This window comes from Spirosoma migulaei (assembly GCF_054776855.1).
On the sequence record NZ_BAAHBG010000004.1, the window covers coordinates 1 to 13070 of the forward strand.

The 13070-nt window shown below is 47.7% G+C and carries 9 protein-coding genes and 1 pseudogene; 3 read left to right on the plus strand and 7 right to left on the minus strand.

Annotated features, from left to right (window positions below; all coding sequences use genetic code 11):
* The first annotated feature begins 63 nt into the window (after positions 1-63).
* Together ACYVGO_RS04680 and ACYVGO_RS04685 are read left to right on the plus strand one after the other, a co-directional pair.
* Positions 64-219 (plus strand): hypothetical protein, encoded by a 156-nt coding sequence (locus ACYVGO_RS04680; RefSeq protein WP_460967926.1) that lies wholly within the window; start codon positions 64-66, stop codon positions 217-219.
* Positions 219-398, plus strand: a complete 180-nt coding sequence (locus ACYVGO_RS04685; RefSeq protein ID WP_460967928.1) for a hypothetical protein — start codon at positions 219-221, stop codon at positions 396-398. Before ACYVGO_RS04680 ends, ACYVGO_RS04685 begins: the two co-directional genes overlap by 1 nt.
* Positions 399-531: 133 nt before the next feature.
* Here ACYVGO_RS04685 and ACYVGO_RS04690 read toward each other — a convergent pair.
* The 6 genes and pseudogenes from ACYVGO_RS04690 to ACYVGO_RS04715 all read right to left on the minus strand — a co-directional run bounded on the left by ACYVGO_RS04690 (position 532) and on the right by ACYVGO_RS04715 (position 4506).
* Positions 532-1373, minus strand: a pseudogene (locus tag ACYVGO_RS04690) (lysophospholipase).
* A gap of 57 nt (positions 1374-1430) precedes the next feature.
* Entirely contained in the window at positions 1431-1679 is a 249-nt protein-coding gene (locus ACYVGO_RS04695; RefSeq protein ID WP_460967930.1) for a hypothetical protein, read from the minus strand.
* Positions 1680-1913: 234 nt separating this feature from the next.
* Positions 1914-2681 (minus strand): alpha/beta fold hydrolase, encoded by a 768-nt coding sequence (locus ACYVGO_RS04700; RefSeq protein ID WP_460967931.1) that lies wholly within the window; start codon positions 2679-2681, stop codon positions 1914-1916.
* Positions 2682-2787: 106 nt separating this feature from the next.
* Positions 2788-3231 (minus strand): type 1 glutamine amidotransferase domain-containing protein, encoded by a 444-nt coding sequence (locus tag ACYVGO_RS04705; protein WP_460967933.1) that lies wholly within the window; start codon positions 3229-3231, stop codon positions 2788-2790.
* A 174-nt stretch (positions 3232-3405) separates the two neighbouring features.
* Complete coding sequence (locus tag ACYVGO_RS04710; protein ID WP_460967935.1) at positions 3406-3996, minus strand: DsbA family protein; 591 nt, start codon at positions 3994-3996, stop codon at positions 3406-3408.
* Positions 3997-4047: 51 nt separating this feature from the next.
* Complete coding sequence (locus tag ACYVGO_RS04715) at positions 4048-4506, minus strand: nuclear transport factor 2-like protein (RefSeq protein ID WP_460967937.1); 459 nt, start codon at positions 4504-4506, stop codon at positions 4048-4050.
* 619 nt (positions 4507-5125) lie between these two features.
* Between ACYVGO_RS04715 and ACYVGO_RS04720 the strand changes: the two genes are divergently transcribed.
* Positions 5126-7117, plus strand: a complete 1992-nt coding sequence (locus ACYVGO_RS04720) for a sigma 54-interacting transcriptional regulator (protein ID WP_460967939.1) — start codon at positions 5126-5128, stop codon at positions 7115-7117.
* 796 nt (positions 7118-7913) lie between these two features.
* On the opposite strand, the gene ACYVGO_RS04725 is transcribed toward ACYVGO_RS04720, so the two are convergent.
* Positions 7914-12974 (minus strand): cellulose binding domain-containing protein, encoded by a 5061-nt coding sequence (locus tag ACYVGO_RS04725; protein WP_460967940.1) that lies wholly within the window; start codon positions 12972-12974, stop codon positions 7914-7916.
* Between the last annotated feature and the right edge of the window lie 96 nt (positions 12975-13070).

Here is a 13070-nt window from a genome sequence, read left to right on the forward strand (position 1 = left end):
AGTGGCTAAAGCCATCTCTTCTCTTTTCACCCGCGTCTGTCCACTTTCATTTGACCACATAAAGTGGCCGCTATCGAGCTAGACGTCACGCAGGCCGTCCCGCTGGGGCTGATCATCAACGAAGCTATCACCAACGCTCTTAAGTACGCCTTTCCCAGTGGGCGAACGGGTACAGTGCAGGTGAGCCTGAAAGAGGTAGGCCACAAGGAATATGAGTAATGATTACGGACGATGGAGTGGGGTTACCCGCTGACTTTGACCCCGCCCGAAGCCGTTCGCTGGGCATGACCCTAATACGTGGTTTCAGTGAACAATTAGCGGGCCAGCTTCAGATCGACAGTCAAGCTGGGATGTCTTTACACCTGCGTTTTCGGGAAGAAGTCAACTGGCCCGCCTAGATTGTGATTACGTTTTGGAGTACATCTTCAAAATACTCGATGCCATTTGTCGCCTGTGAGGTACCCAGCTGTTTCAGTTAACGTAGGTAAACTCTGCTTCGGAATGGCGAGGTAGTATAATGACTGTTTTGTCTTAGTTGACCCGTTTATTGAGCCAGTTCAGCACATCATTCATGACAACTTCTCGGTCGATATCATTCAATAAGTCGTGGTAATGGCCCTCGTAAAATTTTAGTGTTTTGTCGATCGGTGAGGCATTGTCGTAAAAAAATTGGCTTCCACTGGGTTTAGTGGCGTGGTCAGCGGCACCGTGCAGAATGAGTAGAGGCACTTTTATGGCAGGAAATCCAGTCTTCAGTCGTTCGTCGGCAAGCGATAATTGCTGCACGGTTTTCGTCGGTTGAACTTCATTCGCTATGAGCGGGTCACTATTCATGAAGTCAACCACAGCCTGATCGCGGGAGAAATCTTCGTTTTTTAGTCGCAGCACGTGTGCGTGGGGGAATACGTGGCTTAACCCTCTTAGAACAGCCACAGCAAAATCGGGAGCGGGTACCTGAAACGCGAAACTTTCGCAAATAAAACCGCTGAGCTTATCCTGATGCTCCAACGCATAAACAGCCGACAAAACACCACCCGCACTATGTCCTATCAAAAAAATCGGTAATCCCGGATGTGCGGCTTTCGCAATATCTATTAGTTTATCCAGCTCTTTGACAAACTGCTCGTAGTCGGCTATATAGTACCGTTCGCCGTCTGGTTGCCCCGGCCCGGAAAGTCAATTGCATACACCTCATAGTTCTGAGCCGTTAATTGTTCGGCTGGCCACTGGAAATAGCCGCTATGCGAATTAAAGCCATGCGCAAACACCACAGTGGCTTTTGGGGTGTCGGCCACCTTCCAATGCTTGTACACAACATTCAATCCCTGTTCCGAAACGAACGTATTTGTTTGTGGTTGACTAAGCGTTTGCATGCAGTTTGGGTTGTTTTGGTAATCAATATATACAATTTGACTGAATTGTATAGCAGGTCAGTTAACCCGTAAGATAGGTAGCGCCTTTTCGATCCGCTCTTTGAAAGCTGCGTACTGTTTAGGCAGTTTGCGATGATTGCCCAGCTCGGCCAGCGGCTCATTGACGGTAAAGCCCGGATTCTCGGTTGCGATTTCGAACAGAACGCCTCGGTCCGCGGAAATAGAGCGTGAAAAAGTAGTCAAGGTCAATTTTCGGGGTGATCTGCAGGCCGTCGGATCGTCGAAATTATCCGTCTTCTTTACCATACGCAGTTCCAGTAGGGGGTGTAAAAGTCGTAATTGCGCTGGGCGTTGTCCGCGATGGCTGTACTATGGTGAAGACCTAAAATAGAATCATTCATGGTAAAGAAAGAGGGTAAATTGGTTCGATGGATGCTGTAGATCAGCCTGTCAGCCTTAATAGCATCTATCGAACCGGACGAATCTTTTTTGTCTTCCTTTTCAGAATTACATCTTCCGCATAATTTCTTCTTGCCTCAACTAATTAACCGGCTGTTTAGCGGCCTCCAGAATCACCTCCAGGACCTGATTAGGTTTAGACAGCATGGCAATGTGGCAGGACTTCAGCGTAGTCGTTTTTGCGTTTGCCCGTTGCGCCATCAAGCGTTCCAGGTCGGGGTTGATGGTCTTATCTTCCGAAGCCACTATATACCAGGAGGGTTTTTGTTTCCAGGCCACTACATTCGCGGCCCCTTTAAACACCTCTGGGGAAGTTGGTACCTGTACAGCAAAAACCAGTTCCTGCTCCTGCGCCGTAAGATCATTGGCAAAGACTTTAGTTACACCCTCTTTAGTCAGCGTTACGAAACCGTTTTCCGTTTGTAAGAACGAAAAAAGTTGAGTGGGTGCGGCTTTTTCACTTAGGGAAGGAACCGTTTCGCCCTTGTCAGGTGCATAGGCCGCTACATAAACTAAAGCTTTTACTTGTGGATGATCGCCGGCTTCTGTGATAACAAAACCTCCCCACGAGTGCCCCACCAGAATTACATCACCACCGGCAATGGCAATGGCTCGTTTAGTGGCTGCAATGTCGTCGTCAAGCGATGTATTTGGGTTTTGTACGGATATGACCTTGTAACCCCGGGCAATCAAAAGCGGTATTACTTTACTCCATGACGATCCGTCTGCCCATAAACTATGCACAAAAACAATGGTTGGTTTAGCTGAATCGGTTTTCTTTGATTGAGCATTCGAATCAACAATTGATAAGATCGCTCCTGATAATAGAAGTAGGGCTAAGCTTTTCATGATAATTTAGTTGTTAAGTGAAAAAGTTTGAGAACAAGTAAAAAGCGATTGGCCAATCGTTGGATACACTAAGGTTCCTACAAAACGACTTGGCTTTATAGGCTGGCTATTTGAGAGTAGTCAGGCTTAGTGCTTTCGCCTGTACCGACACTGGACCATGACAAACCGCACTGACTACTTTCCTATTGTCGTACATGGGCGATAAGATCTGTTGAACTGTTGGGTTATCCCGCATATCCACAACAGGGGCCAGTCCACCTGGCACAAACACAGCATCATATTCATCCACAGAAACCGTATCAATGGATTTGGTCGTTTTCATTTTCTGCAAACCTTCGTCGTTGAGGAAGGTACCATTTACGGGGTCATCGACTTCAACCATGTCAATTGGTGCTTCGCCCCCTTTTACGCTGTAAATATCAATGTCGTAACCCGGCTGTTTAAAGGCTTCATAGGGGTGAGCGACTTCGGTTAGCAGGTTACCGGTACGCCGATTTTTTGGTCCAATAAGATTCGCACTGGATACCACGAAGAGGATTTTCTTTTTCATGAGACTAACGTTAATCAAACTGATTTACTATCATCTAAACTGGTTTGCAAAGTCTGTTTCGGTCTAGCTTTAGGTCATGGAGTATGTACATGTACTCACTTCTATTACTTATCACACTACAGTCAAAGCACTATACTGATGCATTTATCGTGTGCTAACGATATGCCATATAGGTTACAACAAGAAGCTTGATCCTTGCGAAAGAATGTCTTGTTTCCTTACTGATACTTGCTCGAATTGGCCCATATAACCAAGCGCACTGCTAGAACGATCAGCGCAATGACGCACAAACGGAAGCAGCCTTGATAAACTAGGTTTGCCATAAAACCGGTATCCATTCACATAAAGGGTCGGAGTAGACTGTATCCGTAAAGCAAAACCGGCTTGCCAATCAGCCTTAACGACGTTGTGGACCTGGTCACTCGTTAAATCGTGCATAAACTTGTCCTCGTCCAGATTTAACCGACTGGCCAGTGTCAAAAGCGATTCGCAATTAATAGCTTTCTGGGTAATCAGGGCGTCATATAAAGGGCGAAACTGTCCTTGACGTTTGGCCGCTTCTAGTGCCATAGCGGCCAGCAGTGATTCATCACCAATAAGGTTGGGGTAGTAGCGATAGTGATGGGTAACAGCCCCCTCGAACAGATCCAGGATAGCATCCATGAGCTTACGTACCCTAACGTTCTTGCAGGCGACAACGTCATCAAATTCGGTAATCTGTACCATCACTTTGTTTGGTGAGAATGAGTTGTACAAAGAAGCCATACGCAGGAGGGTTAAAGTGAGCCTAAATGCAAGTGCTCGGTGATAACAGGATCAGTTCAATGCCAAAGCGTAGGCCGGTAAATCGACGTCTGCCAGCCAGTGTAGTGAATCAGCGCTAGTTTTAACTTCACCCGTGTAGAACTGAGCAGAGACGATTTGCCTACCTTCAATCCGGTAAAATTGAATAAAGGCTACCTTACACCGGTCTCCATCCGGCTTCCGCTGAAAGTGGTATTCACCAACCACAACCCCGCCAATCTGAGATCCTACAATGCGCTTAACTACCTGAATCCACCTTGAGTAAGTTTCTGCTAGTTGGCTCACATAGCGATTATAAAAGTCAGCGCCTACGTATTGCCCCTCTCCCAACTTCCAACTACACTGCGCATCTAGAAAGTCGGTGGTTGGGTGTAAAATCCAGTCGTTAATCAGTTGACTGTTAAGGCTCTCAACTAGAGTAATATCGGGCGAGCCTGCTGATAATGAGTAAAGTATTGTAGGCTGATTCATAACGGTTTATCGTTAAATACAACTAGTTATTGAGAATTAGAAATCAACCAGAGAAACGATTTTAAAAGAGAAATCCGAAAAGCGTGCCAAATCGCTAGACTTTTAGTTGCAAATCGCTAAATGACGTTCTGGTAGCGAAAAATGCATGAAATGGCTTTATGGGTGCGTTAAATGAAGAAACCTTGCCCCGCAGCTAACTCCAACTCAGTGGAGTATCCAATAATGTGCCTCCAATGGGTTGGAGTGGTTGTATGGATAGTATGATCTTTTTAGCTATGAGAGGTTTGACTGATTCAATGTGTTATTATTAATTTTATAAATAGTCCTCAGACCTGATTAGAACAATATTGCTGACGATGGCTGAGGTTACTATCAGGTCATGAGTCAGGATGTAGTTGATCATTGGCTATAGAACTCACGCGGAGCTTTAACTTACAGTTAGGAGGAGAGTTGTGAATTGATCATTCGACGGTTCTACAATTCGATGGCTGAGCAAACAGCCGTCGCTCGATGCAAACTTTACTGAAAGCGATTCTTAATTTTCCTTGCCTTAGTAATGGAGATACTGCTCGGAGATTAATAAAAACAAGTGTTGTTCCAAGCTAGATCATTATCACTCATGTCAACAAACAGATTCAAATTTCAGCAGCGTACGCAGACCATTCTGATCGTAGAAGATGAGTTTGCGGTGGCCAATGATCTACAGCTTATCTTAGAAAAAGCGGGGTTTGTGGTAAGTGGAATCGCTTTGTCAGTATCTAAAGCGTTGGAACTTACTTATCAGCGACGACCAGATTTGGTTTTGGTAGATATCTACCTGAAAGGAAACGAAACCGGGATCGACCTGGCTCATCGACTCAACGAAGAAAATATTCCGTTCGTTTATCTGTCAGCCAATACCAACAGCACCATTCTGGAGCAGGCCAAGGCAACTATACCTTACGGTTTCCTGGTAAAACCCTTCCGCGAGAAAGACGTATTGGTGGCCCTGGAGATTGCCCATTACCGTCATGCTCACAGCGTTGAAGTTCAGATCCGACAGGAACAGGCCCTGCAGATTGCCCTGACGGATGCCTTATCGGAACATACTGACTGGGAGCAACGGTTGCTCAAGGCCGCTCAACTGTTTCAACCTCATATCCCGTTCGATTATTTTAGTATCGGTCGAGAAAAAGCCCAACCCTCTGATGTTTTTCTTTCCTGTAGCTTCTTCCGAACCGGCCCGGACGAATACCAGACTATCAACGTTGAGAACCTTCTGGCGATGACCGGCCTGACTCTGGAAAAATACCAGCAGATCCGCGCCCGTGCGGATGCTTCCTACACCCAAACGTTTGTATATACGGGAGATGACTTTGAGACAGTTTGCCAGCAGGATCCAATGAAACAACTGATTGCCAAAACATTTCGGTTGCAATCGAATCTAGTCATGCCACTCCAATCAGCGCAGGATGGTACCTTTTTCTTAAACTTCTTTCATCGACAGCCAGGAGCCTATCAACATCATCACTTGGGCTTGCTGGAGCGGCTTAGGTCTTCTCTGACTTTGACAGTAGACCGTTTACTTGCCTTCAATAAAATTGAGCAACTTAGCGAGCAGCTTCAGCAGGAAAACAAATATCTGCAAGAAGAAGTAAAGACAGGCGCTAACTTTGAGGAGATGGTTGGCAACTGTCCAGCCCTACAGCATGTATTTCGGAGCATCGAACAGGTTGCTCCAACAGACTACACCGTTCTTATCCAAGGTGAAACAGGTACGGGTAAGGAACTCATCGCCCGAGCGGTTCACAACCGCTCAATGCGCCGGAACAAAGCCCTAATTAAGCTCAATTGTGCCGCACTCCCAGCCAACCTGATCGAATCCGACTTATTTGGCCACGAGAAAGGGGCGTTTACGGGTGCTATAGAGAAACGAATTGGCAAGTTTGAACTGGCGAATGGAGGGACTATTTTCCTAGACGAGATTGGCGAGTTGCCATTGGAACTACAAAGCAAATTACTAAGGGTTTTACAGGAAAAAGAAATTGAACGAGTAGGGGGCAAGGGCCCAATTCCATGCGATGCACGCGTGATTGCAGCCACCAACCGGAAACTTCAGCAGGCCGTGGAAGCTGGTCGTTTTCGGCAGGATTTGTATTACCGACTGAATGTTTTTCCCATTAATTTGCCTCCTTTACGGGAGCGTAAAGAAGACTTGACGCTGCTAAGCACCTACTTTCTGCAAAAGATTACCAAAAAGCTTGGAAAAAAATTAACGGAACTTTCGGCCTCTTCTTTACAACAGATGTACGCGTATGATTGGCCGGGCAACATCCGCGAGTTAGAGCACTTACTGGAGCGGGCCGCTATTATGAGCACTACGGCCCAGGTTTCTCTTGTTGAACCCCTTGCCGCGAACTTAACACCAGCTCTGCCTAACAGCCAGCCAGTAGATGGAATTGTCGTCAAGCCTTTGGCTCAAGCCGAGCGAGACAACATTCTGGCAGCTCTTAAACAAACGAATTTTCGGATTCGAGGTAAAAGAGGGGCGGCCGAATTGCTTAATATTAAACCGACCACATTGGAAGCTAAAATGGTCCGAATGGGCATCAAGCGGGACAGATTAGTATAAACGCACTCAGGCCAATCCAGTACATAGAGGTAAATTGAATACATACCTTTATGTAGGATAGTATCACTAAGTGTTGAAAACATCTCTGATAAAAACAGTCAGATCTTTCTGAACGGCGTCCATGTCACCGGCCCTGACTGCTTCTACATCGTGCTCCGCTCCTCGAGTGAAACGCGATGTAGAAGCATCGTTTGTGCGCTTTGAGGATTATTTGATAACCTACGCACTCAACAGAACTAAGGTCTTTTGTAGGCGCTTTTTGTGGCTATGATATGTGATGTGTTATCAATGAAGCTAAATGAAGAACGTACGCATCGATGGCTTATGAATAGTTTTTTGTCTAAAATAGGTGATTATATCATACCAGTTGATAGTGAAGCTGTTTAATCTTTCATAAATAGGTGGTAATAAGTGTTTTTTGTCATCCCGAGGAACAAGGGATCTTCGGTAGGAGCAAAAAACACCTAATTCTTCTTGAAAAATAAAAGTTTAAACAGGTTCTAACAATCTCACAAAAACGCTCCATTATTTGGCTAACTTCTTCTCCGCCGAAGAGGATACGGAACACGGCGATCTCTCGGGATTGTTGACTGTAAGCGACTCCGCAGGTCGCGAATGTGATCTTGCATAGATTGTCAGTTTTTGGTGAAAATCTGACAATCTATATCAGAATCAGACAGGCTACACTAGCAACAGGACTGAGATAAGTTAGATTTGATTCCCTGACAAAACAAATAAGGTGCTCCACTGAAGAAAATATACCAGTGGAGCACCTTACGTGACTACTGAACTCTACCTAACGAATTTTTACAACCCGGATGCTCTGCGACGCCATAGCCGTACGAACCTGCAAGAGCAATACTCCCGGAGGACTTTCGACTACCAGTTGGACTCGCTGATGCGCGGCCGATTGATCAATCCGCTGATAAGTCAAGGGATGCCCTTGTTGATTGTACATCTTCAGCTCAACAGCTTGCCCTTCTACCCCACTTATCGCTACCTCAAGCTGATTGCTCTCCATCGGATTGCCAAGGAGCTTCACGGACAAACCAGTGCTCGGTTCAGGGGCCGCTTCCCGACTAGTTGCGCCGGGTTCTATACCATACACGCGCAGACCTGCTAAATAGACAACTACCCGACTATTTTCCACAAACGAATTAGCACTTTGGTAAGAGTAGTCATTCGTCTGCGTAAAATTAGTCCAGTCCGATTTGGCGATGCGGTATTGAATATTGCCCGTCCCACTTAACGGGTATAGCTTACTCAGGTTCATAAAACTCAATTCCAGATACGTATCGGCATTGGCTAGTGGCGGATTCACTTTCACAAATGTGCCTTTTACATTGCTGTTACCCAGCACCGCATAGTCCAAATAGAAGTTTAGCGGCAGTGTGCCTTCCGAGGTGAAGTAGTACCGGACTTTTAGGTCGGAATAATTAACCCCGACGTTGCCTTCATTGCTAAGCTGTAAATACGTACTGATCGAATTGGTCGTAGCCGAACTCTGATTCTGGGTCAGGATTTTCAGCTGCTGTTGAGGGGCAACTACACTCGGCTCAATCCCCCAGATCAGCACGCCATTGCGGTAAGCGGTTACCTTACTGCTTTTGACATAGCTATTGTTGTTGGCAAATGAATAGTCATCTGCTTCATTGAAATTCGTCCAATCCTGTTTGCCAACTCCGGTTTGAATAGGCCCTGAATTACTGTTGGGGGCCAGATTCCCGGCAGAAGACAGAAAGCTATACTCCAGGTACCCAAAGGCGCCCTGCCGGGGCTGAGCTATTTCGACGTACTTCAACTTCACTTTGTCTGTGCCCAGCTGCGCCCAGTAGATCGATAGATTCGTCATGGGGGCAAAGTTTTCAGCCGTCAGCCAGTAACGAACGGTGATCTCTCCATAAGGTATAGGTGTACTACCTTCGTTATTGAGCTGGAGATTAGGTTTAATCGCGTTGTTAGTTGGCTGATTAAGATCGGCGTTCTGGTAGGAGACGCTCAGCGTAGCGGCAGTTGCCTGAATAACCAGCGTCAGAGACGCAGCTGGACTGGTACAGCTAACCAATTGGCAGGTGGCTGATAGTATATAGCTACCCGGCTGGGTGAACGTGTAGACTGCTCCTGAAGCCGTTCCTGTTCCACCTTGGGTTTGCCAAGTTAGCGTGCCCGAGCAACCACTGGCCGTCACGGATATAGGCTGATTGGTGGTTGTCGTCGCTGAAGCTTGCAGCGTAGGAGCAGCAATGACCGTGTTGCTACTAACAGTGGTAGAGGCTATGGCAGAACATCCGTTGGCACTCAGAGCGGTCACCGAGTACACCCCTTGCTGACTGACGGTAGCTTTGCTTCCATCACCACCACTTTGCGTAGCACCAGCGCTAAACTGATATACATCGCCCCCGGAAGCAGTGAGTGTCACGTTAGTCTGCGTACAGGTGATAGGCCCGTTGTTGGTCAGATTGACAGTTGGTACCACCTGATTGGCCACAATGCTAACGCTGGCCGAAGCCGTACAGCCATTCGAGCCCGTTAGGGTTAGGGAATAAGTACCCGCCGTACTCACCGTCCGAATGGCATTGGTTGACCCATTTTCCCAGTGTACCGATCCGTTACCGACCGCTGTTAAGCTGATGGAGGGACTAGCGCAAGTCAACGTAGTACTGCTGGAAATGATGCTCACTGTGGGAACCGAGTTATCCTGGAAGACCTGTATCGAGGTTGACGAGCTACAACCATTGGCCCCCGTCAAGGTCACCGAGTAGGTGCCTACTGACGTTGCACTGATAATTTGCGAGGTTGCTCCTGTATTCCATCGATACGTACCAACGCCCACCGCCGTCAAACTCACCGAAGGACTAGCACAGGTCAACGTAGTACCAGCTGGTGTTTCGATGCTAGGATTGATACTCACTGCGGGCGCCGTCTGATCCGCATTTATCGTTACACTCGCACTGGCTGTACATCCACTCGGCGCAGCCAATGTCACTGAATAGGTTCCAGCCGAACTCACACTAATCTGGCTCTGGGTCGAATTCGTGCTCCACAGGACTGAACCCGCTCCCAGAACCGTCAGCGTAGCTGTAGGATTAGCGCAGGTCAGCGTAGTACAGGATGCGGTAATACTCACTGCGGGCGCTGTCTGGTCACTACTCACTTGTACACTGGCCGTAGCAGTACACCCCCCAGGAGAGGTCAAGGTTACCGAGTAAGTGCCCGGTGCACTCACCGTCCGAATCGCATTCGTATCGTTATTGTCCCAACGTACCGACCCGTTGCCAGCTGCCGTCAAACTCACACTTGGCGTAGCACAAGTCAAGGTTACACTTGAAGGATTGATGCTCACCGATGGTGCCGTCTGATCCGAGTCAACCATGACACTGGACGTGGCTGTACAGCCATTCGAGCCCGTCAACGTAACCGAATAGGTACCCGCCACACTTACTATCTGAATGGCGTTCGTGGTGTTGTCATCCCAACGTAGCGAGCCAACCCCCACGGCCGTCAGACTCACAATCGGGCTAGCGCAGGTCAAGGTTGCAGCACTTGGATTGATACTGAGGAAAGGAGCAGTCTGATCGGCTCCCACAGAGATTGATGTTGTAGCCGTACTGCCACTGGACGAAGTCACCGTTACAGCGTACACCCCTGCTGTACTCACCGATCGTTCTGCATTTTCACTGCCATCCTCCCAGCGATAGCTCAGGCCGCCCGAAGCAATCAGGCTTACCGTTGGACTGGCACACGTCAGGGTCGCTGAGCTGGGGCTAATGCTGGCCTGCACCACTGGGTTGGCGCTCACCACCGTAAATGTAGTAGAGGCTATGGCCAGATTATATACCCGGTCTCCAATTTGGCTGGCTTCCACGACGACTGAACCTGCCCCCGTCAACGTCAATAAATCTCCGCTTATTGTCGCAGGGCCGGAAACAACACTGAAAGTAACCGGCAACCCCGATGTCGCTATGGCAGTCAGGCTAAAGGGTTCATCGCCGAATGTTTTTGTCGGAATTGTGGCAACTGAAATGCTTTGATTACGCTTCAAAACATTAAATGTTCGTTGTAATGTGGCTGGTTTAAAGTAATCGTTGCCAGCCTGAGAGGCTGTAACCGTTACCTGTCCAATTGTTCCAGGGAACGTAATTGTGTTACTGGTAATACTTGCCACATCGGCAGCTGGTACTGTATTGATTGAAAAGCTTACTGGCAAATTGGACGTTGCAGTAGCATTAAGTACCACCGTTTCATCTACATATTTATCAAGAATTTCAGGCAGATTGATCGTTTGGTCAGCCTGGCCTACCTGTTCAAGCCAAGGAATAAACTTTACTCTATCAGAAACTTTATTCCCGTTTCCATTCGGATTAAGTGTAGGATGAAAGGGGCCGTTTGAGGCACCCCAATACGTATTTCGGGCATCAACCGTGTCGCTACTGACATTGTTGATGCCGTAATTCGTATTACTAAAGATTTTATTGTTCTGAAGAACAGGTTGGCCAGCCAAATTAAAAATCCCGGTTGAATTACCGTATATAGTCGACGTAGCAATTATCGGCGAACTACTATTATAGATCCCATTGATTTTGCTGTTACGAATGGTTGCTTTAGAAATGCTAAGGGAGGAGGTATTGCTAACAATAGCCCCTGTAGCAGACCCATACTGATAAGTCTCCCCCCAGCTGTCGATGACCGCATACGACAACACCGAATTGCCACTACCACTGACAAAGTTGATTCGCCCCCCATGCGATGAGCCATAAGCAGGATTGGCAAAACCGGTAAACCGAATCGAGTCACTAGCCGTGCCCTGAGCCAGCAGCGTACCATTGACCACGATCTGATCGTAAGGAGAAGCGGAGCGAATCTCGGCCCCTGGTTCAATGGTGGTTACTGTATTGGCAGAGACCGAAAAGCCACTTTCCAGCAGATTGTAATACGAACCCGGACCGGGCTTGGGAATCGTACACGAAGTCTCGGTGGCCCCACCCCGCAACTGGACGTCGGCATTGATTAAGTTACTAAAACCGCCCACACTCGAAACCGGGACTAGTATGGCATTGCCGTTGTTGGCAAACGAAACACCCGAAATCACCGGACTAATCGACACCGGTTCAATACGAATAGCCACTCTTTTGCTATTACGAATCGAAGAGTTGATCACGCTCATCGACCCGGTATTGCTAATAATAGTCCACATAGACCCATACTGATCGGTCTCCCCCCAGCGGTCGATGGCCACATACGATAACACCGAGTTGCTACTACCACTGGTAAAGTTGAATCGTCCCCCATACGTTGTACCAAAAAAGGGATTGGCAAAACCGGTAAACCGAATCGAGTCACTAGTCGTGCCCTGGGCCAGCAGCGTACCATTGATAGTGATCTGATCATTGGCGTAAGAGGAACGAATCTCTACTCCTGGTTGAATACTGGTCACTGTATTGGCCGAGATCGAAAAGCCACTTTCCAGCAGATTGTAGTACGAGCCCGAACCAGGCTTGGGAATCGTACAGGAGGTCTCGGTAGCACCACCCCGCAACTGGATGTCGGCATTGGTTAGGTTGCTCAAACCACCCACACTCGAAACAAAGGCCATCATGGCATTGCCGTTGCCCGAAAACACGACCGAATTAATGACAGGGTTGATCAAGGGCGTATCAATATTAATACCTATGGTTCCGTTATTGCTTATCGTACAATTACTCACACTTACCCCCGATGAGCTGATATGCATGCCCCGACCCTGACTGTTGCGGATCGAGGAATTGCTGATGCTCAACGAACTCACCCCTGGATTAACCTCGATAGCCGCCCGGTTAGGGCCATATTGATACGTCTGGGCCCAGTGATCGATGGCCACATAGGACAATACCGAGTTAACACTACCATTGGCAAAGATGAGTCGCCCCCCATGCGTTGTCCCATTCGGCAGGTTGGCAAGACCGACAAACCGAAT